19 protein-coding genes are annotated in these 26,218 nt (G+C 65.9%); 9 read left to right on the top strand and 10 right to left on the bottom strand.

The features are described from left to right. Positions 1–93: 93 nt before the first annotated feature. A complete protein-coding gene (locus O6Y00_RS12285; RefSeq protein ID WP_353442903.1) occupies positions 94–1,236 on the top strand; it encodes an anhydro-N-acetylmuramic acid kinase in 1,143 nt (380 codons plus the stop codon). Positions 1,237–1,512: 276 nt separating this feature from the next. Here the strand turns inward: O6Y00_RS12285 and O6Y00_RS12280 are convergent, their stop codons facing one another. The 3 genes from O6Y00_RS12280 to O6Y00_RS12270 all read right to left on the bottom strand — a co-directional run bounded on the left by O6Y00_RS12280 (position 1,513) and on the right by O6Y00_RS12270 (position 5,033). After that, positions 1,513–1,839, bottom strand: a complete 327-nt coding sequence (locus O6Y00_RS12280; RefSeq protein WP_353442902.1) for a hypothetical protein — start codon at positions 1,837–1,839, stop codon at positions 1,513–1,515. An 89-nt stretch (positions 1,840–1,928) separates the two neighbouring features. Further along, the gene (locus O6Y00_RS12275) at positions 1,929–3,107 is read right to left on the bottom strand and encodes a vWA domain-containing protein (RefSeq protein WP_353442901.1); all 1,179 of its coding nucleotides are present in this window, start codon (positions 3,105–3,107) and stop codon (positions 1,929–1,931) included. A gap of 12 nt (positions 3,108–3,119) precedes the next feature. Next, positions 3,120–5,033 carry a CocE/NonD family hydrolase gene (locus O6Y00_RS12270; protein ID WP_353442900.1) on the bottom strand — a complete coding sequence of 638 codons (1,914 nt, stop codon included), beginning with the start codon at positions 5,031–5,033 and terminating at the stop codon, positions 3,120–3,122. Here O6Y00_RS12270 and O6Y00_RS12265 point away from each other — a divergent pair. Beyond that, positions 5,023–5,175: a hypothetical protein gene (locus O6Y00_RS12265; protein WP_353442899.1), complete on the top strand. Its 153-nt coding sequence runs from the start codon at positions 5,023–5,025 to the stop codon at positions 5,173–5,175. The genes O6Y00_RS12270 and O6Y00_RS12265 overlap by 11 nt on opposite strands. A 39-nt stretch (positions 5,176–5,214) precedes the next feature. On the opposite strand, the gene O6Y00_RS12260 is transcribed toward O6Y00_RS12265, so the two are convergent. From O6Y00_RS12260 to O6Y00_RS12245, 4 genes are all read right to left on the bottom strand, one after another. Further along, on the bottom strand, positions 5,215–5,793 hold the full coding sequence (locus tag O6Y00_RS12260; RefSeq protein ID WP_353442898.1) for a CHAP domain-containing protein: 579 nt from the start codon (positions 5,791–5,793) through the stop codon (positions 5,215–5,217). 48 nt (positions 5,794–5,841) lie between these two features. Further along, positions 5,842–7,266 (bottom strand): glycosyltransferase family 39 protein, encoded by a 1,425-nt coding sequence (locus tag O6Y00_RS12255; protein WP_353442897.1) that lies wholly within the window; start codon positions 7,264–7,266, stop codon positions 5,842–5,844. A gap of 214 nt (positions 7,267–7,480) precedes the next feature. Next, positions 7,481–8,335, bottom strand: a complete 855-nt coding sequence (locus O6Y00_RS12250; RefSeq protein WP_353442896.1) for an AAA family ATPase — start codon at positions 8,333–8,335, stop codon at positions 7,481–7,483. A gap of 66 nt (positions 8,336–8,401) precedes the next feature. Beyond that, positions 8,402–9,076 (bottom strand): DUF6975 family protein, encoded by a 675-nt coding sequence (locus O6Y00_RS12245; RefSeq protein ID WP_353442895.1) that lies wholly within the window; start codon positions 9,074–9,076, stop codon positions 8,402–8,404. Positions 9,077–9,452: 376 nt separating this feature from the next. Between O6Y00_RS12245 and O6Y00_RS12240 the strand changes: the two genes are divergently transcribed. The 7 genes from O6Y00_RS12240 (at position 9,453) to O6Y00_RS12210 (ending at position 22,225) form a co-directional block, all read left to right on the top strand. Further along, the gene (locus tag O6Y00_RS12240) at positions 9,453–11,663 is read left to right on the top strand and encodes a DPP IV N-terminal domain-containing protein (RefSeq protein ID WP_435368624.1); all 2,211 of its coding nucleotides are present in this window, start codon (positions 9,453–9,455) and stop codon (positions 11,661–11,663) included. Between the two features lie 6 nt (positions 11,664–11,669). Further along, complete coding sequence (locus tag O6Y00_RS12235) at positions 11,670–12,386, top strand: MgtC/SapB family protein (RefSeq protein WP_353442893.1); 717 nt, start codon at positions 11,670–11,672, stop codon at positions 12,384–12,386. A 93-nt stretch (positions 12,387–12,479) separates the two neighbouring features. Next, positions 12,480–12,941 (top strand): VOC family protein, encoded by a 462-nt coding sequence (locus O6Y00_RS12230; RefSeq protein WP_353442892.1) that lies wholly within the window; start codon positions 12,480–12,482, stop codon positions 12,939–12,941. 177 nt (positions 12,942–13,118) lie between these two features. Continuing rightward, positions 13,119–14,144, top strand: a complete 1,026-nt coding sequence (locus O6Y00_RS12225) for an aspartate-semialdehyde dehydrogenase (protein ID WP_121885163.1) — start codon at positions 13,119–13,121, stop codon at positions 14,142–14,144. 459 nt (positions 14,145–14,603) lie between these two features. After that, positions 14,604–19,283 carry a YadA-like family protein gene (locus O6Y00_RS12220; protein WP_353442891.1) on the top strand — a complete coding sequence of 1,560 codons (4,680 nt, stop codon included), beginning with the start codon at positions 14,604–14,606 and terminating at the stop codon, positions 19,281–19,283. 134 nt (positions 19,284–19,417) lie between these two features. Further along, positions 19,418–20,179 (top strand): alpha/beta fold hydrolase, encoded by a 762-nt coding sequence (locus O6Y00_RS12215; RefSeq protein ID WP_353442890.1) that lies wholly within the window; start codon positions 19,418–19,420, stop codon positions 20,177–20,179. A gap of 213 nt (positions 20,180–20,392) precedes the next feature. Next, positions 20,393–22,225, top strand: a complete 1,833-nt coding sequence (locus O6Y00_RS12210) for a M2 family metallopeptidase (protein ID WP_353442889.1) — start codon at positions 20,393–20,395, stop codon at positions 22,223–22,225. Positions 22,226–22,482: 257 nt separating this feature from the next. Here O6Y00_RS12210 and O6Y00_RS12205 read toward each other — a convergent pair whose 3' ends face one another. The 3 genes from O6Y00_RS12205 to O6Y00_RS12195 form a co-directional block, all read right to left on the bottom strand. Continuing rightward, positions 22,483–22,977 (bottom strand): hypothetical protein, encoded by a 495-nt coding sequence (locus tag O6Y00_RS12205; protein WP_353442888.1) that lies wholly within the window; start codon positions 22,975–22,977, stop codon positions 22,483–22,485. Between the two features lie 64 nt (positions 22,978–23,041). Next, complete coding sequence (locus O6Y00_RS12200; protein WP_353442887.1) at positions 23,042–24,478, bottom strand: AMP nucleosidase; 1,437 nt, start codon at positions 24,476–24,478, stop codon at positions 23,042–23,044. A gap of 172 nt (positions 24,479–24,650) precedes the next feature. Beyond that, the gene (locus O6Y00_RS12195) at positions 24,651–26,087 is read right to left on the bottom strand and encodes an NAD-dependent succinate-semialdehyde dehydrogenase (RefSeq protein WP_353442886.1); all 1,437 of its coding nucleotides are present in this window, start codon (positions 26,085–26,087) and stop codon (positions 24,651–24,653) included. Positions 26,088–26,218: the final 131 nt, after the last annotated feature.

Genomic DNA, 26,218 nt, shown 5'->3' with positions numbered 1-26,218 from the left:
AAGCCCGCGCACATAGGCGCTAAGTTCGGTTTTTTCTAGGCGGTGGAAAATGCATCCGCCATGGGTGAGGAGATTGCGCGGGAAGGAACCGAGATGCTGGCGATTGGACTGATGTCGGGGACGTCGCTCGACGGGATCGATGCTGCGTTGATCGAGACCGACGGCGAGGCGTTCGTGCGGCCGATCGCGTTTCGTGGCGAGCCGTATTCGGACGCGGCGCGCGCGGAACTGGCCGAGGCGACACGGATGGCGCTTACGTTCGAACGCCCGCGGGCTAGTCCGCCGGTGGTGGCTGCGGGTGAGCTCATCACACGGGCGCATGTGTTCGCGGTGCACAAGTTGCTGGCGGATGCGGGGGTTGCGGCGGCGGACGTGGGTGTGATCGGCTTTCACGGGCAGACGATCGCGCACCGGCCGGATCGGCGCTGGACGTGGCAGATCGGCGATGGGGCGGCGGTCGCGCGGGCTACCGGGATCACGACGGTGTCGGATTTTCGCTCGGCGGATGTGGCCGCGGGCGGGCAGGGCGCGCCGTTGCTGCCGGTGTATCATGCGGCGCTGGCGGCGGGGCTCGAGGGGCCCGTCGCGGTGCTGAACCTTGGTGGGGTGGGGAACATTACCTTCATTCCCGGCGGGCGCGACATGCATGATTCGCGCGAGATGTCGCCGGAGCGGGCGCAGATGACGGACCGCGACGGGCTGGTGGCGTTCGATACCGGGCCGGCGAATGGTCTGATCGATAGCTGGGTCGAGGCGGAGACTGGGGCGCGGTATGATGCCGGGGGGGCGCTGGCGACGTCCGGGCGGGTGGACGAGACGGTGTTGACGGCGATGCTCGATCACCCGTTCTTCGATGCGCCTCCGCCGAAGTCGCTCGATCGGAATGATTTTACTATCCAGCCGGCGCGGGGGTTGTCGGCGGCCGATGGGGCGGCGACTTTGACGGCGTTTACCGCGGCGACGGTGGCGGAGGCTTTGCGGCATTTGCCGGCTCGGCCGGTTCGCTTGCTGGTCGCGGGGGGTGGTCGGCACAATCCGACGATGCTGGCGATGATCGCGGCGCGGACCGGGTTGGTGGTGGAGCCTACCGATGTGCTCGGGTGGAACGGCGATGCGCTGGAGGCCGAGGGGTTCGCGTATATGGCGGTGCGGACGCTGAAGGGGCTGGCGATCAGTTTTCCGGGGACGACTGGGGTTCCGGTGGCGATGGCTGGTGGGGTTGTGGATCGGGTTTGAGGGGGGAGGGCAGGCCAACGCTACCCACAACTGATCCAAAGCTTGTTCTCCCGCGAAGGCGGGAGCCCAGTCTGGGCTCCCGCCTTCGCGGGAGAACAAGGGGGCGGGGGTGGCGCTCGCATTACTCGCACACGCCCCGCGATAACCGCACTCCACCTTCTACCACCCCGGCGGAGGCCGGGGCCCAATCGGGAAGGTTGCAGTAACGAAGTGCGCGCTCAGTTAGCGACGTTCCCAATTGGGCCCCGGCCTTCGCCGGGGTGGTGGAACTGGATATCAGTGGGGCTTCTTGGCCTTGGCCGGCTTCTTCGGCTCGGGCTTCTTTGGCGGCGCCTTCTTCTCCGCCGCGTCCTTAGCGCGCAACGCAGGCGCTGCGATCGCCGCCGCAATCCCCGCGATCACCGTCGCGCCAACCGCGATCGCGGTCTTCGGGTGCGACTTCACCGCATCCGTGGCCGTCGCGAGGCCGGCCTTGGCCGCGTCGGTCGCGTCCTCGACCCAGTCGCTGGTCGCCGCGGCCTTCTTCGCGTCGGACTTCGGCTTGTGGTCGTCGTCGTGATGGACCTTGGCGTGCGGCATGGCGGAGTTGGGGATCGACGACATAGGGCTTGTCCTTCGGTAAGGGATGATGCCCGATAAACCGATCGCGTCCGTGACGGTTCCGTTACGGTCCGCCGCTCACCGCGCCAAACTCACCGTTTGCGCGTCAGCTCGCGCATCGCGTCGTCGAGCCCGGCGAGGCTCAGCGGGTACATCCGGTCGGTCATCAGCTCGCGAATGATCCGCACCGACTGCGAATAGCCCCATTGCGCCTCGGGCACCGGGTTGAGCCATGCCGCCGCCGGATAGGTGTTGGTCAGCCGCTGCATCCACACCGCGCCCGGCTCCTCGTTGAAATGCTCGACCGAGCCGCCGGGATGGGTGATCTCGTACGGGCTCATCGACGCATCGCCGACGAAGATCAGCTTGTAGTCGTGGCCGTATTTGTGGAGCAGGTCCCACATCGGCGTGCGCTCCGCAAACCGCCGCGTGTTGTCCTTCCACACGCCTTCGTACGGACAATTGTGGAAGTAGAAGAATTCTAGGTTCTTGAATTCGGTGGTCGCGGCGGAGAACAGTTCCTCGCAGAGCTTGACGAACGGGTCCATCGAGCCGCCGACATCGAGGAACAGCAGCAGCTTGACCGCATTGCGACGCTCGGCGCGCATGACGATGTCGAGATAGCCTTGCCGCGCGGTGCCGGCGATCGTGCCGTCGATGTCGAGTTCGTCGGCGGCGCCGTCGCGCGCGAAGCGGCGCAGGCGGCGCAGCGCCACCTTGATGTTGCGGGTGCCGAGCTCCTTGGTGTTGTCGAGGTTGCGGAACTCGCGCTGGTCCCAGACTTTCAGCGCGCGCTTGTGCGTGCTTTCGCCGCCGATGCGGACGCCTTCGGGGTTGTAGCCGCCGTTGCCGTACGGGCTCGTGCCGCCGGTGCCGACCCATTTGCTGCCGCCCTGGTGGCGTTCCTTCTGTTCCTCGAGACGCTTCTTGAGAGTCTCCATGATCTCGTCCCACGAGCCGAGCGATTTGATCGCGGCCATTTCCTCGGGGGTCAGGAACTTCTCGGCGACTGCTTTCAGCCAGTCCTCGGGCACTTCGCCGGCGGGCGTGCCGTAGCTGGTGGCGAGGCCGCGGAAGACCTTGGCGAAGACCTGGTCGAACTTGTCGAGAAGCCCCTCGTCCTTCACGTACACCGCGCGGGAGAGGTAGTAGAAATCCTCGGGCGTCCGCTCGATCACCTCGGCGTCGAGTGCCTCCAGCAGGATGAGGTGCTCCTTGAGGCTGGCGGGGATGCCCGCGCTGCGGAGTTCGTCGAGGAAGTTCAGGAACATGAGGTCACTCCGTCACTTCGCCGCGGTGATCGGCAGTTCGATCGCGCTAGGCTGCGCGGGCGAGTGGAAGACGCTGATCGTGGCCTTGCGGTAGTCGGCGGGCTTCGCGTCGAAGATGTTGGGGACGTAGGTCTGCGGGTTGCGGTCGTAGAGCGGGAACCAGCTCGACTGGACCTGGACCATGATGCGGTGGCGGGGGAGGAAGACGTGATTCGCGTTGGGTAGCACGACGCGGAAGTGCGTCGGCTGGCCTGCGACGATCGGCGTGGGCTTCTCGAAGCTATCTCGGTAGCGGCCGCGGAGAATGTCCATCGATACGGCGAGCTGGTAGCCGCCCATCTCGGGCTTGTCGGAATACTCCGCCGGGTAGACGTCGATCAGCTTCACGACGAAATCGCCGTCGGTGCCGGTGGTGCTGGCGATCAGGTCCGCGACAGGCGCGCCTGCGATCGCGACAGGGCTGGTCAGCGGCGGGGTCTGGTAGGTGAGGACGTCGGTCCGATCGGAGAACGGGCGCTGATCGTCGACGAGCCATTGCCGCCAGGTCGAGCCGGTCGCGTAGGTTGGGCGGATCGGGCGGAGGCGGTAGGGGATCGGCTTGGCGGGGTCGGAGATATAGTCGTCGTGGCCGTCCTGTGCGGGGGCGGTGGCGCCGAGGCCGTTGGCGGGCTGGAAGTAGAGTTTCTGCGTGGCGGTCGAGTTCGGCCAGCCGGCAAGCGTCTGCCACTGGTTGGTGCCGGTCTGGAACGCGGTGACGGGAGCGAGTGCGGGTGGTGTCGCGCCGGTCTTCAGCGCGCCGTTCAGGAACGGCAGCAGGACATTCTTGCGGAACCAGAGCGCGGTGTCGGCGTCGAAGCGGATCGCGCCTAAGGTAGAGCCGTCGCCGTTGGCGCCGCCGTGCGCCCAGGGGCCTAGCGCGAGGTGATTGACGTGGTTGGGGTCGACCTTCGATACCGCCTCATACGCCGCGACGGCGCCGTAGATGTCCTCCTGGTCCCATTGGCTTGCGACCCAGAGCGTCTGTACCGTCTGCGGCTGCTTCGGCAGGATCGTCTCGAGCGCCTGCCCTTGCCAGAATGCGTCGTAGGTCGGGTGATCGTGGAGGCGGTTGACGAACGGGAGCTGTTCGAGCCCGCGGCTTTTCACGAACGCGCTGGCGGATCCGGCGCGGAGGAAGGTGTCGTAATCGTCGTAGGCGTCGCGCCATAGGTCGCCGGCTTCGCCCTTGGCCGCGTCCTGCGTGTAGTAATAGTCGTAGCCGATCTGGCGGAACGCGCCGCCGTGGAAGTCGTCGTCGCCCTTCCAGGTGTTGATCACCGGGTTCATCGGGACGGCGGCTTTCAGCGCCGGGTGCGGGTTCACCAGCGCCATCGCGGCCATCATGCCGTCATAGCTGCCACCGATGATGCCGACGCGGCCGTTGCTGTTCTTGAGGTTCTTCACCAGCCAGTCGATCGTGTCGTAGGCATCGGTGGAGTGATCGACTTTCGTCTTGTTGAGAGGGCCGATCAGCGGGCGTTCGTTGATATACGCGCCGTTCGAGCCGTTCTTGCCGCGGACGTCCTCGAACACGCGGATGTAGCCGGCATCGAAGAACATCGCGTCGGACGCGCGCAGGTTCATCGCGCCGCTCGGGCTGGAGGATCGGCTGGCGCTGCTCTCGGCGTTGTAGGGCGTGCGCTGAAGCAGGATCGGTGCGTCGGTGACGCCCTTGCGCTGGACGATGACCGCGTGGAGCGTGACGCCGTCGCGCATCTTGATGTCGACCTCGCGGCGGTCGAAGTCGAAGCTGGCGTTGGCGGGGACGAACTTGGCGGGGATGTCGCCGCCGGGGGGCGGGGACTTTTCCTTTTGCGCGCCGACGATTGCGGGAGTGGTGGTCGCGAGCAAGGCCAGCGTGATCGTCGTAAGAGCCTTGAACCGCATCGCTATCCTCACCGTCTTTTCGGCGACGGTGGTGGCACGGTTTGGCAGGTGGCGGCAATCCATTCGCACCGTCATCCTGACGAATCACGCCGTCATCCTGACGGAAGTCAGGATCCAGAGCCATGACGGGCGACGTGCGTAACCCTGGATCCTCACTTTCGTCAGGATGACGGACGCGGGTTTAGCGCGCGATGGGCTCGCCGCTGACCGGCACATAGGCGTCGATCAGCGCGCCGACATAATCAGGGTTTCGGCTCGTCAGTTCGGCAGCCGCGTGCGCATGGCCATAGATGAAGCCGTACACCGGGTACACCCCGCCGCCGAGGCCATCGACGTCCTTGTACCAGACCTTCACGTCGCTCCAGTCGTTATTGCGCGAGACGTCGAACAGCGTGACGTCCTGTTCTGCATGGCCGCGCTCGCCGTTCTGGCGTGACCAGTTGGCGTGGGTGAGCATGACGACGCGCTTCTCGACCACCCGGCTGACCACCGCGACATGGCCGAACGGCAGGCGCGGGGTCTTGGCGAAGACGATGACGGCGCCTTCCTTGGGCTGGTGCGTGCGTTCGTATTTGCCGTCCGCCTGTTCCCACCAGGTCCAGGCGTTGCCGTAGATCTGGATCCCCGACGCGGCGCGCGCGAAGGGCACGCACTGGCCGACATAGTCGAGCAGGGAACCGGCGTGTGCGGTAGCAGCGGTACCGACGGCGGATGCGGCAGCAAGTGCCAGGCGGAGGAGCGTTCGGGGGATTCGCTTCATGCACCTACGCTATCGTGCGGCTGGTGACTGGTCGGTTGCAGCCTATGGTTAACGAATGGCTCCGCCGCGTTTTTCGGGCAGATCGGCGCGGCCGTACAGCGCCCAGTCGACGCCGGACAGGACGGCGCGTCGTCTGACGACCAGCAGGCGGTAGTGCACTTTGCACCGCGCCGTTGTGTTCGCGGCCGGTGCGTCGTCGTCAAGATCGACGTGGAGGAACGCTGGCGCGGGGCATTCCCGCCGGATCCGAAGCGGGTAGCCACGTCCCGCCGCTCCCACGTGCAACGTGGCGATCGGGCGGAGATGATCGACCAACACGCTCGCGCCCGTCGGGCTGAGCGCTGCCATCACAGCGATCGCCGCGCCGGTGTCGCCGCGGCGCAGCGCGGCCTGCGAGAGGTTGTCGCGGATGCTGGCGACCATGACGAGGGCGAGGATCAGGCCGCTGGCGATGCGCGTTCCACGCGACTTGCCGAGGCCGTCGGCCAGCAGGCTGGCGAGCAGCAGGATGATCGCCAGTGCGGAGACCAGGAAATAGCGAGGCATGCCGGTGTTGCCGACGCGCAGGACGGCAAGGCCAAGCGGGAGGCCGATGATCGCGGCGAGATAGAAGATCGCGACCGGATCGCGCTTTCGGACGACCGCGGCGAGCGCAAGCGCGATGCAGACCGTTGCGACGCCCTCGATCCAGGTCGGTGCGGCAAGACCGCCGATACTGCCCGCGATCATGACGACCAGTGCATGACCGATCGCGGCGGGCGAGAACACGACGTAATCGCCGACCTGCATGCCGGTCGTACTTTCCGCCGCTGCGCCGAACACCAAGCCGAAGACGGCGGCTGTCGCGACGATCGTCGGCAGCAGGAGGCGGATCGTGAGGGGTGTCGCGATCGCTCGGGGATGCCGGCTGCGCAGCGAGACCGCGACCCAGAGCGTGATCGCGCAGAGGCCGAAGACCATCGTCAGTTGCGAGAACAGCCCGAGCGTGGCGAGCGCGGCCAGCTTCCAACAAGGTCCGCGCTCGTCGTCGGTTGCGGCGAGCCAACGCAGGACGAGCCAGACCATCGTCATCAGCGCGAGCAGCATCGGCATATAGCCGCGTGCTTCCGAGCCGTAATCGACCATGATCGGGGATACCGCGAAGAGTGCGGCGGTCACGAACGCGTGGCGCGGACTGCGCTGTGCCCCGATCGCGGCGGCGACGAGGATCGCGGCGGTGCCGGTGATGATCGACAGCGCGCGCAGCGCTATCGGCGGCGCGCCAAAGCCGACCAGCCACATCCACAGACTGTTCAGATGATGGTTATTGTCGTGATTGATCGTCGTGAAGATCCCGAGCGGCGTCCGCGCGCGCTCGACCATGACCGCGGACCAGGCCTCGTCGACCCACAGGCCGCCGCGGGCGCTCCACAGGCGGAGGGCCAGGCCGAGGAGGGTTATTGCCGAAAGAAGTAGTATCGCGCGCGCGCCCAACGTGTGGGCCGCGGTAGGCCTATTGTTGGGAGCGCCCGAACCTGCTGATCCTCCCCCGCCAAGGGGAGGTGGCAGGCATTGCCTGACGGAGGGGGCGGTAAGGGGTAACATCGGTTTCGTGTCCTCCCCCTCCGTCGCCTACGGCGCCACCCCCCCTGGCGGGGAAGGATTGCAACGATCCGGCAGCTATGACGCGGTCGGTTTAACGGCGTCCTTACCCCTGGTTCTTCTGCCGCTTCGCCATGAAGGCGAGGCGTTCGAACAGCATGACGTCCTGTTCGTTCTTCAGCAGCGCACCGTGGAGGGGCGGGATCGCCTTGGTCGGATCGCGGTTCTGGAGGATGTCGAGCGGCATGTCCTCGTGCAGCAGCAGCTTCAGCCAGTCGAGCAGTTCGCTGGTCGAGGGCTTCTTCTTCAGCCCCGGCACGTCGCGGACGTCGTAGAACAGGTCCATCGCCTTGCTGACGAGGATCTTCTGGATGCCGGGGAAATGGACGTCGACGATCGCCTGCATGGTCTGGCGATCGGGGAACTTGATATAGTGGAAGAAACAGCGGCGCAGGAACGCGTCGGGCAGTTCCTTCTCGTTGTTGCTGGTGATGATGACGATCGGGCGTTCGACGGCGCGCACCGTTTCCTTGGTCTCGTAGACATGGAATTCCATCCGATCGAGTTCCTGCAACAGGTCGTTGGGGAACTCGATATCGGCCTTGTCGATCTCGTCGATCAGCAGGACCGGCGGCGCGGGCTGCGTGAACGCCTCCCACAGCTTGCCCTTGCGGATATAGTTGCCGATGTCGTGGACGCGCGCATCGCCGAGCTGGCCGTCGCGCAGGCGGGCGACCGCGTCATATTCGTACAGGCCCTGCTGCGCCTTGGTGGTCGACTTGATGTTCCACTCGATCAGCGGCGCGCCCAAAGCCTTGGCGATCTCGTAGGCGAGCACGGTCTTGCCGGTGCCTGGTTCGCCCTTGATCAGCAGCGGGCGGCGCAGCGTCACGGCGGCGTTGACCGCGACATTCAAATCGTCGGTCGCGACGTAGCTCTGGGTGCCCTCGAAGCGCTTCATGCGATGTCCCGTCCGGTTCTGAATACCGGGTATGGATAGAGGGGAAGCGTTGCTCAGCGCAAGCGGTCAGAGGTCGCCGCGTGCGCTCGATCGCGCTTCGAGCAGCGACCACAGGCCGCGGTGCTGCGCGAATAGCTGCTGCGCGCCGAACAGGATCGCGCGCTGGCATCCGGGCGATGCACCTAGTTCCGCGACGAGCGCGGCGGTATCGGTCTCGGGGGGAAGCGTAATCGCGGGGACTGCTACCCCGAACCGCTCGGCGGCGACATCGAGCACGCGGCGGATCTCGCGCCAGTCCTGGAGCAGCGCAGCCACCGCCCCGGTCGCACATCCGCGACGCTCCGAGCGGGCGAGCATTTCGAGCGCATGACGTTCGCCGACCAGTGCCGACTCGCTTTCCGCCTGGCCTGGGGTCGAGGGTAGGGGGCCGACCGCGGCGGTGAGGTGTGCGAGATAGGTGCGCTCGTCGGCGAAGCCGCTGGCTGCGACGGCGAGCCAATCCGATGCCTCGGGCTGAACGGCGCGGGAGAGCACGTCGACGATCAAGCCTGGATGGTCGCCGTGGACCGCGCACAGCGCGTGGACCGCGTCGGAGAGGTTGCGCTGGCCCGGACCGCCGGCGATCAGGCGCGCATGATGCGGATGCGCTGCGCTGCCGTCCGCGTCGGCAAGCGTGACGAACGCATCCCATGCGCTCCGCTCGCTCGGCTTTCCGCCTTGTATGCCCGCGTTCGAATCCATCATTCCCCGGCCGTGCTGCACCACGGAAAGCTCGATCCGCGACGATGTCCCGCTTGCCATAAACGAAGGACGTAAAGACGGAGTTTACGGAGCGTTCATTATGCCGTGTTGGAGGGAAATGACGATGATGCGAGTCGGGGTCGTTTCGGTTCGCTCGGCATCACGATGCGCCCTTTACGCCGGGCCATGCCGCCGCGATAACGCGCGACCGAAGATTTTCGGGTCCGTCGGGCGGTATCCGGCGGGATGATCCCACGGAGACTACAGGATGCGCACATGGTTGCTCGGGCTTGCACTTGCTTCGGTCGGAACCGCCGCGATGGCCGCTGATCAGGTCACGCCGCCAGCCGCACCTGCCACGCCGGCTCCGGCTCCGATGCGCCCCGTCGAAGCCGCCAAGCCCGGCGACCTGACGATGGCGCGCGTGTTCGGCAATCCGGACCTGTCGGGATCGCAGCCGAAAGCGGTCCGCCTGTCGCCCGACGGCACGCTGCTGACGAGCTTGCGCAACCGTGACGACGAGAAAGAGCGCTTCGATCTCTGGGCGGTGGATACCGCGACGGGCCAAGCGCGGATGCTCGTCGATTCGAAGACCGTCGGCAGCGGCGCCGAACTGACCGAGGCCGAGAAGATGCAGCGCGAGCGCGCGCGGATCGGTGGCCAGAAGGGCATCGTCGCGTATGACTGGGCACCGGATGGCAAGTCGATCCTCGTGCCACTCGACGGCGACCTGTATCTCGCCGGGCTCGACGGTAAGGTGAAGCGGCTGACCAACACGCCCGGCGGCGAGCTGAACCCGGTGGTCAGCCCCAGGGGCAGCTTCGTCTCGTTCGTGCGCGACCAGAATGTATTCGTACAGCCGCTCGCCGGCGGCGATGCGCGCGCGGTGACGACGGGCGGTGGCGGCACGGTGCATTTCGGCGAGGCGGAGTTCGTCGCGCAGGAGGAAATGGATCGCCGCACCGGCTATTGGTGGTCGCCCGACGAGCAATATGTCGCGGTTGAGCGGTTCGACGAGGCACCCGTTCACACAGCTACGCGCGCGTCGATCGGCGCGACCGGCACCAAAGTTTATGAGCAGCGCTATCCGGCCGCCGGTACGCCGAACGTGCTGGTCGATCTCTACATCATGAAGCCCGACGGCTCGGGTCAGGTGAAGGTCGATCTCGGTACCAACCGCGACATCTATCTGGCGCGCGTCGACTGGACGCCCGATGGCCGGATGCTGCTGGTGCAGCGCCAGAGCCGCGACCAGAAGCTGCTCGAGATGCTGCGCGTCGATCCGGCGACGGGCAAGTCGACGATCCTGTTCACCGAGAAATCGGGCGTGAAGAGCTGGCTCAACCTGTCCGACGCGTACCGCGTGCTGAAGGACGGCAGCCTGATCTGGCGCTCGGAGCGGAGCGGCTACGGTCACCTCTACCGGTTCGCATCGGGCAAGTGGACGCAGCTTACCAAGGGCGACTGGGTCGTCACCGACCTGGTCGGCGTGGACGAAGCGAAGGGTCGTCTGTTCTTCCTCGGCAACAAGGACGACGTGCTCGAGCAGCAGCTGTATTCGGTCGACGTCGCCAAGCCCAACGCGATCACGCGGCTGACCGAAGCGGGCTGGTGGAACAGCGCGACGATGGATGCCGCCGCCAGCCGACTGATCATCTCGCGCTCGAACCCGAAACAGCCGACCCAGGTGTATCTGGCCGACGCGACCGGCAAGCGGATTTCGTGGATCAACGAGAATGCGGTGGTCGAGGGGCATCCCTATTATCCGTATCTGGCGAGCCATCAGGAGACCAAGTTCGGGACGCTGAAGGCCAAGAACGGCATGACGCTCTACTGGGAGATGATCACGCCGCCGCTGGAACCTGGCAAGAAATACCCGGTGTTCTTCGAGCATTACGGCGGACCCGGCACCGGCCAGGTCGTCACGCGGGGCTGGCAGGGCGCGTTGCCGCAATATCTCGTCGATCGCGGCTACATCTATTTCAAGATCGACAACCGCGGCTCGTACAATCGCGGTCGCGCGTTCGAGAACCAGATCTATCACGCGATGGGGACGGTCGAGGTCGAGGACCAGCTGACCGGCGCGAATTACCTGAAGTCGCTGCCGTTCGTCGAGCCGAGCAAGATCGCGACCTATGGCTGGTCCTATGGCGGCTACATGTCGCTGAAGATGCTGGAGAAGACGCCGGGCGTGTATGCCGCCGCTGTGTCGGGCGCGCCGGTCACCGACTGGCAGCTGTACGACACGCATTATACCGAGCGCTATCTCGGCGATCCGGCGACCGACCCGGCGAGCTATTCGACTTCGGCGGCGGTCGAGGAGGCGAACAAGATCGTCGATCCGCTGTTGCTGATCCACGGCATGGCGGACGACAACGTGTTCCTGGACAACTCGACCAAGGTGGCCGCGCGGATGCAGGCGACGGATACGCCGTTCGAGATGATGTTCTACCCCGGCTACACGCACCGCGTGGCGGGGCCGGGGATCAGCGAGCATGTCTGGGGGACGATCCTGAACTTCCTCGATCGGACGGTGAAGGACAAGCCGGTGCCTGAAGCGACGCCAGCGCCAGCGCCCGCGAAGTAACGTCCGGTGCGGTTCGTCGAGACGTTTCACCTGTGGCCGTTCCTCGACACGCTGGTAAGCTATATCGCCGCGTTCGTGTTCGGGACGCTGATCGGGGCGGAGCGGCAGTACCGCCAGCGGACCGCGGGGTTGCGGACGAACACGCTGGTCGCGCTCGGGGCGGCGGCGTTCGTCGATCTCGGGCAGCGGCTGGGCGGGGACGTCGAATCGATCCGGATCATCGCCTATGTCGTGTCGGGGATCGGCTTCCTCGGCGCGGGCGTGATCATGAAGGAGGGGATGAACGTTCGCGGCCTCAACACCGCGGCAACGCTCTGGTGCTCGGCGGCGGTCGGATCATGCGCGGGCAGCGACATGATCGCGGAGGCGGGCCTGCTCACCTTCGTGGTGTTGCTGGCGAACACCGCGCTGCGGCCGCTGGTCGACGGGATCAACCGGATCCCGACCGAGGGGCGGACGATCGAGGCCACCTACAGCGTGATGGTGACGGTTGCGGCGGGGGATGCGGGACCGATCGGCGATCTGGTGGTCGAGCATCTGGAGGCGGCGCAGTTGCAGGTGGCGGAGCTGGCCGTGACCGAGCGCGGCGAGGGCCGGGTCGAGATCGCCGCGACGCTGGTGGCGACGAACGTGCCGGCGGAGGAGCTGGATGCGATCACGGATCACCTGGCGAAGGTGCACGGAATCGAGCACGCGACGTGGCAGGCTAAGACGCATGACTGACGGGTGCAGGACGCTGGACGATACCTGATTTAACGTTGCCAACGTCTGAAATCGCCCACATCCGGGACGTTCAGGCCCAGTGAGAGTGCAGCAATGAACGACGCCGCAAACGTAATTGCCGTGGACCACACGGGTTTCGCTGTATCGTCTTTGGACGAAGCCGTTCGGTTTTGGACGGGAGCGCTCGGTTTCACACTTGAGCGGCAATCGGAGATGGGGGGCGACTTCCTGCATCAGGTGACAGGTGTCGATGATCCGAGTGTGAAAACGGCGATCGTCAGGGCATCAGACGGCTACGTTGTCGAACTGTTGCAATATTCAAGAGGGCACCAGAACGGGGCGGTGCCTTCCAGCGCGGGATCGATCGGGGCGGCCCACCTGGCGCTGACCGTAAAGGATATTCATGCCGCTATTGCCCGCGTCGAGGCAGCAGGATGGAAGGCCAAGGGTAGCCCACTGCCGATCGCGGGTGGTCCACGGAAGGGTACGTTGGTGGCATACGTTTCAGGCCCCGATCATATCACGATAGAGCTTATGCAGCCGCGGGCCCGTTAATACGCCTGCGGAAGTTTTTCCGCTTCACCATCCTTTTCGGGAAAGGCGGCAACTGCCCAATGTCGGCTATCGCCACCCGCCCTCCCAAACTCTCCTATCCGCGCAACAAGTCGAAAGCCGTTGGACCTCGCCGCGCAACGTCGGTACTGCGCGGCCAAGTCCAATCGGAGTGACAACATGGGTTATCGGGTGGTGGTCGCGGGCGCGACCGGCAATGTCGGGCGCGAGATGCTCAATATCCTGGCGGAGCGCGAGTTTCCGGCCGACGAGATCGCCTGCGTCGCGTCGTCGCGCAGCCAGGGGTTGATGGTCGACTATGGCGACACCGGCAAGCAGATCAAATGCACGAACATCGAGCATTTCGACTGGAACGGCTGGGACATGGCGCTGTTCGCGATCGGCTCCGAGGGCACCGCGGTCTATGCGCCGATCGCCGCCGCCGCGGGCTGCGTCGTGATCGACAATTCGTCGCTCTACCGCATGGACCCCGACGTGCCGCTGATCGTGCCCGAGGTGAACCCCGAGGCGATCGACGGCTACAAGGTCCGCAACATCATCGCCAACCCGAACTGCTCGACCGCGCAGATGGTCGTCGCACTGAAGCCGCTGCACGACGCCGCGAAGATCCTGCGCGTCGTCGTGTCGACCTACCAGTCGGTCTCCGGCGCGGGCAAGGCGGGCATGGACGAGCTGTTCGAGCAGAGCCGCAACATCTTCGTCGGCGATCCGGCCGAGCCCAAGCTGTTCACCAAGCAGATCGCCTTCAACGTGATCCCGCACATCGACAGCTTCCTCGACGACGGATCGACCAAGGAAGAGTGGAAGATGGTCGTCGAGACCAAGAAGATCCTCGACAAGAAGATCAAGGTCACCGCGACGTGCGTGCGCGTGCCGGTGTTCGTCGGCCATTCGGAAGCGATCAACATCGAGTTCGAGAACGAGATCTCGGCCGAGGAAGCGCAGAACATCCTCCGCGAGGCGCCCGGCATCATGCTGGTCGATAAGCGCGAGGACGGCGGCTACATCACGCCGATCGAGTGCGTCGGCGACTTCGCGACGTACATCAGCCGCGTTCGCGAGGATCCGACCGTCGAGAACGGCCTCAACCTGTGGTGCGTCAGCGACAACCTCCGCAAGGGGGCGGCACTGAATGCGGTGCAGATCGCCGAGTTGCTCGGGCGCCGCCACCTGCAAAAGGCGTAAACCGCCGCGGAGAGCGGTTTCCTCATCATCCGAACGCTGCATGAAACACCGCGTCTCTCCGTTAGGGAAGGCGCGGTGTTTCGTGATTCGCGCGCTGAAGACCAGCATCGGCATTTTTCCTTGATCAAACCGTTTTGCACCGATAATCGTAGTCTAAGATGGTGAAATCCGAAACGGTTCGATCACTTTACTATAGAGGCATAGCAAAATTCTAGCTTTTCCTCTGGGTGGTCAGCATTAAAACAAAAACGACTTCATTTAGTTGTCTTTCTGGTTTAAAAGTTCCGGCAATAACACGTCACTATCCTATCTGTTCCTCTGCGTTGCTTATTTATTACGGTAACCTGCTGTTAGTACTAGCGGGCTGAACATTCCTCCGTTCCGATAGTCGACCAACAAGATGGTCGACGCCCCGGAAAGTCCGCGCTGCGTTTGCAGCCGCCAGTGGAGGATTGCTCGATGTCTAACGCGTTTGTTCGCCCGCATGCCGAGGGTACCGTGACGCCGGCAGGCTCAGGTCAGGTCGTCAACCGGACTGCTTCGCCCAAATCGATGACGGGAGCGCGTACGTTGCGCCGGTTGCGCGATGGTGTATCGCTGATCGGGCTCGCCGCGACCTCGTTGTTCGCCACGCAATCGGCCACTGCGCAGACGACGCCGGCACCCAATATCGTCGGCGCATGCTCGGGGGTCAGCCTGCCGCGTTCGGTCGTCACCGATATCCTGACTCCGGTCATCACCGGCATCGTCACGCCGCTCCAGAATACGGTCAACCCGATCACCGGGGGCATCAACACGCTGCTGCCGCTGCTCGGCGTGCCTTCGCTGACCATCAATGCTTCCGGGCTGCTCGCGAACGCGGCGGCAGGCAACAACATCACCTTGCAGGTCCTGAACTCCAACGGGCAGATCGTCGGGCCGGCGGATCGCTGCGATACGCAGGCGGATAGCTTCTCGCTGCGGACGCCAGCCGGCATCGCGATCGGCGGCAACCGTATCACCGGGCTAGGCGCGACCGGCGCCGAGGCGTTTTCAGGGGAGGCGAACTCGATTGCATTCGGTAACCGGGCGCTGACCAGTGCGACCGCGCTCGGCTCGATTGCGCTCGGCACTGATGCGACCGTCGGCGCGAACGCGACCGGCGCGGTTGCGCTGGGCAGGGGCGCAAATGCCACCGGCGCGAACGGCGTCGCGCTGGGCGCCGGCAGCCTTGCTGCGCGCGGCCCGCAGGCGGGATACGCCGCGATCGGGCTTGCCGCGCTCCAGAACTCGGCGGGCGAGGTATCGGTCGGCACGGTCGGCAACGAGCGTCAGATCACCAACGTGGCCGCCGGCGTCGCAGCAACCGACGCGGTCAATGTCGGCCAGCTTGCCGGCGTCCAGGCACAGATCGGCACCGCCGCCGCGAATACCGTGCAGTATGACGGTGCGGCGCATGACCGCGTGACGCTGACGGGGGCGGCCGGAACGACGCTCGCCAACGTCGCGCCGGGTACGCTGGCCGCGACCTCGACCGAGGCAGTCAACGGCAGCCAGTTGTTCGCGACCAACACCAACGTCTCGAACCTGACGACCAACATCAGCAACGGCGCGATCGGTGCTCTGCAATATTCAAACGCGGCGACGCCGACCGTCCCGAATGGCGGCGTTCCGTCCAACGACGCCGCGCTGGTTGGCGCGGCGGCGGGGCCGGTCGGGCTGCACAATGTCGCCAATGGCGTCGTCGCTGCCGGGTCGACCGACGCGGTGAATGGCGGCCAGTTGTCGACCGTTTCCGATCAGGTCGGTACGCTGGCCGGGCTCGCCGTCCAGTATGACGACGCGACGCGGACGCGGGCGACGCTGGGCGGCGTCGGAGCCGGCGCAGCGCCTGTCGCGCTCGCCAACGTCGCCGCCGGCACGCTCGGCGCGACCTCGACGGATGCGGTCAACGGCAGCCAGTTGTTCGCGACCAATACCAACGTCACCAATACGAACACCACGTTGACCAACCTCACCACCAACATCAGCAATGGCGGCATCGGTGCGGTGCAATATTCGAACGCCGCCACGCCGACCGTGCCCAACGGCGGCGTGCCGAGCAACGACGTTGCGCTCGTGGGCGTCGCCGCCGGGCCGGTCGGGCTGCACAACGTCGCCGCCGGTGTCGTCGCGACGGGATCGACCGACGCGGTCAACGGCGGGCAGCTGTCGACAGTTGTCGATCAGGTGGGCACGCTCAACACGCTGGCGGTCCAGTATGACGATGCGACCCGCGCTCGTGTGACGCTCGGCGGTGTCGGTGCGGCACCGGTCGTACTCGGTAACGTCGCGGCGGGGGTCCTCGGTGCGACCTCGACCGAGGCGGTCAACGGCAGCCAGCTGTTCGCGACCAATACCAACGTCACCAATCTCACGACCAACATCGCCAACGGTGCGATCGGCGCGCTGCAATATTCCAACGCGGGAACGCCGACGACGCCGAACGGGGGCGTGCCCTCGAACGACGCGACGCTGGTCGGCGGCGCGGCCGGTGCGGTTGCCTTGCACAACGTCGCCGACGGCACCGTCGCTACCGGATCGACCGACGCGGTCAACGGCGGCCAGCTCGCCTTGGTCTCGGGCCAGGTCGGCACGCTGAACGGATTGGCGGTGCAATATGACGATCTGAGCCGCTCGCGCGTGACGTTCGGCGGGGTCGGCGCCGCACCGGTCGTGCTGGGCAACGTCGCCGCGGGCACACTCGGCGCGACATCGACGGAGGCGGTCAACGGCAGCCAGCTGTTTGCGACCAATACCAACGTCACCAACACGAACACGGCGCTGACCAACCTCACGACCAATATCAGCAACGGCGGCATCGGCGCGGTGCAGTATTCGAACGCGGCAACCCCGACCGTGCCGAACGGTGGTGTCCCGAGCAACGACGTCGCGCTGGTCGGGGTGGCGGCAGGCCCGGTCGGGCTGCACAATGTCGCCGACGGTGTGGTTGCGACCGGGTCGACCGATGCGGTCAACGGTGGCCAGCTCGCCAATGTCAGCGGCCAGGTCAGCGGACTGTCCGCGCTGGCGGTGCAGTATGACGATCTTAGCCGGACGCGCGTCACGCTGGGCGGGGTCGGCAGCGGCGCGGCGCCGGTGGTGCTTGGCAACGTGGCGGCGGGAACGCTCGGCGCAAGCTCGACCGAGGCGGTCAACGGCAGCCAGCTGTTCGCGACCAACACCAACGTCACCAACCTGACGACGAGCATCACCAACGGTGCGATCGGTGCGCTGCAATATTCGAGCGCAGGCGCACCGACCACGCCGAACGGCGGCGTGCCGTCGAACGACGTGACGCTGGTCGGCGGCGCGGCGGGCGCGGTGGCGCTGCACAATGTCGGCAACGGCGTGGTCGGGGTCGGCTCCACCGACGCGGTCAATGGCGGCCAGTTGGCAAGCGTGTCCGGTCAGGTCGGCAATCTGTCGGCGCTAGCGGTGCAGTATGACGACCTCAGCCGCTCCCGCGTGACGTTCGGCGGTGCCGGCGCAGCACCGGTAGTGCTCGGCAACGTCGCCGCGGGAACGCTTGCGGCAGGTTCGACCGAGGCGGTCAACGGCGGCCAGCTGGTCAGCTTCGGTAACAGCGTCGCGGCCGGCTTCGGTGGACTGAGCAACTATGACGCGGCGACCAACAGCCTGCTCGCCTCAATCGGGTTCGGTGGCGTGCAATATGGCAGCGTCCAGTCGGTGTTCGACGCGGTGAACAGCTCGATCAACGGTGGCGCGGGGATCCGCTACTTCCGCGTCCTCTCGACCCGCGCAGACGGCAGCGTTACCGGTACCGACAGCATCGCGATCGGTCCGGAGGCGACCGCCACTGCGAACAACAGTGTCGCTCTCGGCACCGGCGCGCTGGCGGTACGCGGCGGCACGCTCGGCTATGCCGCGCTGGGGCTTGGCGGATTGCAGAACTCGGTCGGTGAAGTCTCGGTCGGCGCGGTCGGTGCCGAGCGGCAGATCACCAACGTCGCAGCCGGCACCGCGGCGACCGATGCGGCCAATGTCGGTCAGGTCGCCGGCGTCGCGGCGCAGGTCGCGGCGCTCGGCTCCACCACTGTCCAGTACGACAACAGCACCAGGAATACGATCACCCTGGGCGGTGCCGGTGGGACCACGATCACGAACGTCGCCGCGGGGAACGTCGCAGCCGGCTCGACCGATGCGGTCAACGGATCGCAGCTGAACGCGACCAACGTCCAGGTCGCGAACAACACCACGGCGATCACCAACCTGGGCAACCAGGTTGCCAATGGCGGTACCGGGCCGGTGCAATATTCCAACCCGGGTAGTGCCACCACGCCGAACGGCGGTATCAGGACTAACGACCTGACGCTGGTCGGGGCCGCGGCTGGACCGGTTGGCCTGCACAACGTCGCCGGTGGCGCGATCGCGGCGGGATCGACCGACGCGGTCAATGGCGGGCAGGTCTATGCGTTGGCACTGACCACGGTCAACGCGGTGTCGTACAACACCGACGCCAACGGTGCGCGGACCAACACCGTGACGCTCGCAGGCGGCAATGCGGCGGCGCCGGTGACGATCGCGAACGTCGCAGCGGGGACGCTGGCGGCGGGCTCGACCGAGGCGGTGAATGGCGGGCAGCTCTACACGACCAACCAGGCGGTAGCGACCGCGCAGGGTACGGCGGACACTGCGCTCGCGCTTGGCGGCAACTCGGTCCAATACGGCCCGACGCGCACCAACGTGACGTTCAACGCAGGCGGCGCGGCCACCGTGCTGAGCAACGTCGCGGCGGGTACGTCCACGACCGACGCGGTCAATGTCGGGCAGCTGAACTCCGGCATCAACTCCGCGGTGACCCAGGCCAATGCCTATACTGACGGACGGATCGCGGCGCTCAACTTCGACCTGCGCAACGTGCGGCGCGACAGCTTTGCCGGTACCTCGAACGCGCTGGCCGCGGCCGGACTGCCGCAGGCCTATGAGGCGGGCAAGGGGATGATCGCGATGGGCGGCGGCACCTATGCCGGTCAGTCGGCGGTCGCGATCGGCATGTCGAAGGCGTTCAACGACGGGCATACCGTGGTGAAACTCAGCGGCACGTACGACTCGCAGGGTCGCGCGGGTGCATCGGGCGGGGTCGGCTATCAGTTCTGATCGGACTGCCGACGTGACCGGAACGGGCGCTCTTCGGAGCGCCCGTTTTGCTGTGTGCGGGATGCCGCCCTGGGTTGACACCGTAGGCGGCGGGACCGACTTGGCGGCAACGCGCTTCAAGACAGGACGACACCTTGGCCAGCACCCCGATCGCCCCGCACTATTTCGAGAGCTTCGACGGCACGCGGCTGGCGTGGCGCGAAGTGGGAGAGGGGCGCCCGGTCGTGCTGATCCATGGGTATTTCTCGGACGCGAACACCAACTGGATCCGCTACGGCCACGCCGCGAAGATCGCCGCCAAGGGCTTCCGCGTGATCATGCCGGACCTGCGCGCGCATGGCGACAGCGGCAAACCGCATGGGCTTGAGGCGTATCCGGCGGATGCGCTGACGCAGGACGGGCACGCGCTGATCAAGCATCTCGGTCTGACGGAGTATGACCTCGGCGGCTATTCGCTGGGCGCACGCACGACGTCGCGGATGGTGGCGACGGGGGCGACGCCGCGGCGCGTGATCTTTTCGGGGATGGGGCTGGAAGGTCTCACGCATACGTCGCGTCGCGCCGGGCATTTTCGGAACATCCTGACGAAGCTGGGCCAGCATGTGCAGGGTACGCCCGAGTGGCTGGCAGAGGCGTTCCTGAAGACGACGGGCGGCGATCCGGTTGCGTTGCTCGGCATTCTCGAGACGTTCGTCGACACGCCGCTGGAGAGTGTGAAGGGTATCCAGCAGCCGACGTTGGTCGTGTGCGGGGGTGAGGACCAGGATAACGGTTCGGCGCCGGATCTGGCTGCGGCGTTGCCGCATGGAGAGTATGTCGAGACGCCCGGCGGTCATATGAGCGCAGTGGTGAAGCCCGAACTCGGCCAGGCGATCGCGGACTTTCTGGCAGGCTGACGCCCTAACCACGATCCTCCCCCGCAAGGGGGAGGTGGCTGGCTCTTGCCAGACGGAGGGGGAGGTAAGAGACCACCTCCGTCGCGCGTTCCTCCCCCTCCGCCGTCTTCGGCACCACCTCCCCCTGGCGGGGGAGGATCGCAAGGTCGGCCAGAGATAGTTGACCGGGCGGCGTCGGATCATCACTCTGGAGGCATAATCCAGGGGAAGATCATGATCCGTACCGTCTCTTTGATCGCGCTTGCGTGCGCGATCGCCGTGCCGTCCGTAGCGCAGGCTCAGACCGCAGCACCCGCCATCACCGGCAAGCCCACCGTAGCGCAGGCGGACGCATTCGTTGCCGAGGCCGAAAAGGCGATGGCCGCTGCCTCGCTCGACGCGAACCGCGTGGCGTGGGTCAACGCGACGTACATCACCGACGATACCGATGCGCTGGCGGCGAAGTCGGGCGCGGAGATGACCGATCTCGGGGTGAAATACGCGCTCGGTGCGGCGCGCTATGCGTCGCTGCCGGGGCTGTCGTTCGATACCAAGCGCAAGCTCGATCTGCTGCGTGGCGGGCTGACGCTGCCGGCGCCGACGCGGGCAGGGGCTTCCGAGGAACTGTCGACGCTGACCACCAAGATGTCGTCCTCCTACGGCAAGGGCATGGGGACGCTCGACGGCAAGCCGATCAACGGCTCCGACATCGAAGCGGCGATGGGCTCGACGCGCGATCCCGCCAAGCTGACTGAGATGTGGACGAGCTGGAACGACAAGGTCGGTGCGCCGATGCGCGGCGACTATGCGAAGATGACCGCGATTTCCAACGAAGGCGCGCGCGAGCTGGGCTACAAGGACGTCGGTGCGCTGTGGCGCTCGGGTTACGACATGACGCCCGAACAGTTTGCCGCGCTGACCGACAAGATCTGGAAGCAGGTCGAGCCGCTTTACATGGCGCTCCACACCTACGCGCGGTGGAAGCTGAACGAGAAATACGGCGACGCGGTGCAGGCTAAGACCGGGCCGATCCGGAGCGACCTGCTCGGCAACATGTGGGCGCAGGAATGGGGCAATATCTACGACATCGTCGCACCCAAGGGCGCGGGCGATCTGGGGTTCGACACCGGCGATCTGCTCAAGGCCAAGGGCTATGATCCGCTCAAAATGGTGAAGCAGGGCGAGGGCTTCTATTCGTCGCTCGGGTTCGCACCGTTGCCGGAGACGTTCTGGAAGCGGTCGCAGATCACCAAGCCTGCCGACCGCGACGTGATCTGTCACGCGTCGGCATGGGACATCGACGCCAAGGACGATATCCGGATCAAGATGTGCACGAAGGTGAACGCCGACGATTTCGTCACGATCCACCACGAGCTCGGACACAATTACTATCAGCGCGCGTACAAGGCGCAGCCGTTTCTGTACGCGAACGGCGCGAACGACGGCTTCCACGAGGCGATCGGCGATACCGTCGCGATATCGATCACGCCGGATTACCTGGTGAAGATCGGGCTGCTCGATCAGGCGAAGGTGCCGAGCGCGGACAAGGACATCGGGTTGCTGCTGCGCCAGGCGATGGACAAGGTAGCGTTCCTGCCGTTCGGGTTGCTGATCGACAAATGGCGCTGGGGGGTGTTCTCGGGGCAGATCCCGGCGACCGGGTATCAGGCGGCGTGGGACGCGTTGCGGTTGCAGTACCAGGGGATCAAGCCGCCGGTCGCACGCGACGAGACCAGGTTCGATGCGGGCGCGAAATACCACATCCCGGCGGCGGTGCCGTACACGCGCTACTTCCTGGCGCGCGTGCTCCAGTTCCAGTTCTACAAGGCGGCGTGCGACCAGTCCGGCTGGAAGGGGCCGCTGCACCGCTGCTCGTTCTACGACAACAAGGCGGTGGGCACGAAGCTGAACGCGATGCTGAGCATGGGGCAGTCGAAGCCTTGGCCGGATGCGTTGCAGGTGTTCACCGGGAGCCGCGAGATGTCGGGCGCGGCGCTTGTGCAGTATTTTGCGCCGTTGAAGGCTTGGCTGGACGTCCAGAACAAGGGGAAGCCGACGGGGTGGTGAGGGGGTAAATCTCGATCTCGCCAAACCTAGTTCCCCCGCGGAGGCGGAGGCCCAGGGTTACGAACGCTTCCGTGGCTATAGCTGGGCCCCCGCCTCGGCGGGGGAACGAGAAGAGTGCTCGGATCGCGCAAAACAATACCACCCCGGCGAAGGCCGGGGCCCAGTTGGAACGTCCTGAGTAACGAAGCGAACCGCTCCGTCAGCAGCGTCCCCCAATTGGGCCCCGGCCTTCGCCGGGGTGGTGGTACTATTGTGGTTTACTCCGGCACCGTCCCCGGGTCGGCGATGCCGGCGTCGAACGACCCCGAAGAGTCCGTTCCGTCCGCTTGATGCGCGTGCGTACCCTTCGGTTTAGGCGCTGTCTGAGCTTTCGGCGTGCTGCCGCGTAAAGTCAGAAGCGCGCCAACCGCTGCCCCCGCCACAGCCACGCCGCTGAAGATCGCCGCAGCCCCCCATTTGCCACGGGTTTTCTCCGGAGGCTTGGCGACCGCGACCGGCGTGGCCGTATTGCGTGCAGGCACCGGGCGGGGCGTGCTGCGCTTGGTCGAGCGCGGCTTTGGCGTCGGCTTGCCCACTGGCTTCGACGACGCCGCAGTCACAGGCTGGTCCGCAACCGGCACGGGCTTGGACGCGACCGGCTTGGCCGACGACGTGGCAGCCGGCGCGGCCTTTGGTGCGCTCGCCTTGCGCGGCGCGCGGCGGCGGGTGACGGGCTTCTTCGCTTCCGTATCGGGCGTGTCGGTGTCGGCCACTTCTATCTTCCCTCAGCAATGATTGCGGAAGCGTAACGCATTCTCGCGCGATCCGCTCCGGTTTTTACCGGAAGGGCGGCTCGTCGAACGCGCGCAGCTTTCGGCTGTGGAGCTTCGAGCCTTCCAGGCGGAGTTGTTCGCAGGTCTCGATCCCGATCCGCAGATGCTCGCTGATCGCGCGTTCATAGAAACGGTTGGCCTGCCCCGGGAGCTTCAACTCGCCATGAAGCGGTTTATCGGAGACGCAGAGTAAAGTGCCGTACGGCACGCGGAAGCGATAGCCCTGGGCTGCGATCGTCGCGGACTCCATGTCGATGCCAACGGCGCGCGACAGCGAGAAGCGGAGTGCGGACTTCGAGTAACGGAGTTCCCAGTTGCGGTCGTCGGTGGTTACGATCGTGCCCGTGCGGAGCCGGCGCTTGAGTTCCTCGCCCGACTGGCCCGAGACGATCTCGGCGGCCTTGGCCATCGCGACCTGGACTTCGGCGATCGCGGGGACGGGAATCTCGGGCGGCAGGACGTCGTCTAAGACATGGTCGTCGCGCAGATACGCGTGAGCCAGGACATAGTCGCCAATCCGCTGACTGGGGCGCAGACCGCCGCAGTGGCCGATCATCAGCCAAGCCTCGGGCCGCAGCACCGCGAGATGGTCGCAGATTGTCTTGGCGTTCGAGGGCCCCACGCCGATGTTGACGAGCGTGATGCCGGTGCGGTCGTCCGCCATGAGATGATAAGCGGGCATCTGGTGACGGCGCCAGGCGCTGTCGGAGATGATCTTGTCGATGTCGTCGCCCGACGAGATCGTGATCCCGCCCGCACCCGACAGGCTGGTGAAGCGACTGCCTTCCCCCAATTGCGTGCCGGCCCACCGGACGAACTCATCGACATAGCGGTGATAGTTGGTGAACAGCACGAAGCGCTGCGCGTGCTCGGCGGGCGTGCCCATGTAGTGGCGCAGGCGGGCAAGGCTGAAATCGGTGCGCAGGCCGTCGAACAGTGCGAGCGGGCGAGTCTCGTCGTTGGCGACCCAGAGGCCGTCGGCGATCTCGTCGCCGATATGCGCGAGTTCGGTTGCGGGGAAGTGGCGCGACAATTCGGTGGCCGAGACCTCGTCGAGGCTGAGCGCATGGCCGGGCTCGATCACGTAGGGGAACGGAATTTCCTGACGCCCCTCTACCGCTTCGACGGTGACGTCGTAATCCTCGATCAGCAACGTCAGCTGTTCGATCAGGTATTCGGCGAAGATCGCAGGCTTGGTGACGCTGATCCGGTATTCGCCGGGCGTGACCATGCGGCCGAACGAGCGCAGCGGCGTGGGGCGATCGACACCGCCCTTATAGTTCAGCCGGATCTCAGGATAGGCGAACGATCCGTCGGTACGGGCGCTTGGATCGGGGACGGTGCCGTCGGCGATATAGGCGCTCATCGCCTGCTGCAGGCGCTCGACGGAGGCACGGTAGAGGCGATCGAGTTCGGTGACGAGATTGGAAGCGATGGTCATCGCACAGTGTTACGTGGCAGACGTTACGGTGGCAAGACCGTGCCGGCCCCAATGATCGACGAGCTTTGGGATGGCGATTTTCGCACACGCCATTCCCCCGGCGCCTACTGTGCCCGGTATGTATCATTGCTCAGGCGGCGGCTGCGCCGAGTTCGTCGCAGCCGCCGGTGGCTCAGCTGATATGCACGGCCTTCGTGATCAGATGCGCGGCGACGCCTTCGGGGCCGTCCTCCGAACCGTGACCGCTGTCCTTAACGCCACCGAACGGGCTGTCCGGATAACTGAGCCGAACATTGTTGATCGCGATCATTCCGGCTTCGATCGCGTCGCCGAGCACGTTTTGGCGACGGCCGTTTTCGGTGAAGCAATACGCCGCCAGCCCGAACGGCAGGCGGTTGGCTTCGGCGATCGCATCGTCGTCGGTGGCGAAGCGTCCGAGCAACGCGACCGGGCCGAACGGCTCCTCGTTCATCGCGCGCGCCGACAGCGGCACGTCGGACAGGACGGTCGGCTGGAAGAAGAACCCGCCCTGGCCGCCATAGTCGCCGCCTGCGAGCAGCTTGGCGCCGTGGCTGGTTGCATCGCCGACGAGCTCGGCAATCGCGTCGGGGCGGCGGGCGTTGGCCATCGGCCCCATCTGGCTTGAAGCATCCATCCCGTCGCCGATCTTGAGCGCGCGCGTCCGCTCGGCGAACCCGGCCGCGAACCGGTCGTAGATGCCGTCCTGGACATGGAAGCGGGTCGGCGCCACGCAGACCTGGCCGGCATTGCGAAACTTATGCGCAACCAGCGTATCGAGGGTCTTCTCGAGATCGCAATCGTCGAACACCAGCACCGGGCCGTGTCCGCCAAGCTCCATCGTCGTGCGCATCATCGTATCCGCCGCCAGCTTCATCAGCGCCTTGCCGACCGGTACCGAGCCGGTAAAGCTCAACTTGCGCGTGATCGGCGAGGCGAGCAGATGGCGAGAGACCATGTCGGGCACGCCGAAAACGCACTGCGCGACGTCGCCGGGCAGTCCGGCATCCTGAAAGCAGCGCATCACTTCGACGGCGCTGCCCGCGGTTTCCTCCGACGGCTTGATGATGATCGAGCAGCCTGCGGCGACCGCCGGCGCGATTTTCCGCACAACGTTCATGATCGGGAAGTTCCACGCGCAGAATGCCGCGACCGGCCCGACTGGCTGGTGCAGGACCAGGCTGCGGGTGCCCGACGGGCGCGGCAGGACGCGACCGTAGATGCGCTGTGCCTCGGCCGCGTGGAAATCGAGCAATGCCGCGGCGAACGCGACTTCACCTTTCGCCTCGGCCTGGATCTTGCCCTGTTCGAGCGTGGCGATGCGCGCGATATGATCGCCGCGTTCGCGCAGCAACTGCGCCGTGCGGATCAGGATCGCGGCCCGCTTTTCTGGTGGCGTCGCGCGCCATGCCACGAAGCCGCGTTGGGTAGCCTCCAAGGCGCGGTCGAGATCGGCGACAGTGGCGAGCGGCAGGGCGGCATGGCCGGCACCCGTCGCCGGATTGAGCACGTCGCGCGTGTCGCGCCCATCGCCGGAAAGCCATTCGCCAGCGATATAGAGGCCGAGCTTGGTGTCATACGCCGTCGTCATGGGGGTGTCTCCGTTGGTCGCAAAGGGATGCCAGAGCCGCAAGGTCGGTGCAATCGACAGAGGATGTAACCCCCCGCAGCGCGCCGATCAGGTCGTTGCGTGGCAATTGTCGGGTCGCTGGATTTCTCGGT

The sequence above is a fragment of the Sphingomonas faeni genome (assembly GCF_040407565.1).
GTDB lineage: Bacteria > Pseudomonadota > Alphaproteobacteria > Sphingomonadales > Sphingomonadaceae > Sphingomonas > Sphingomonas faeni_F.
This window is presented reverse-complemented; position numbering and strand designations above follow the sequence as displayed.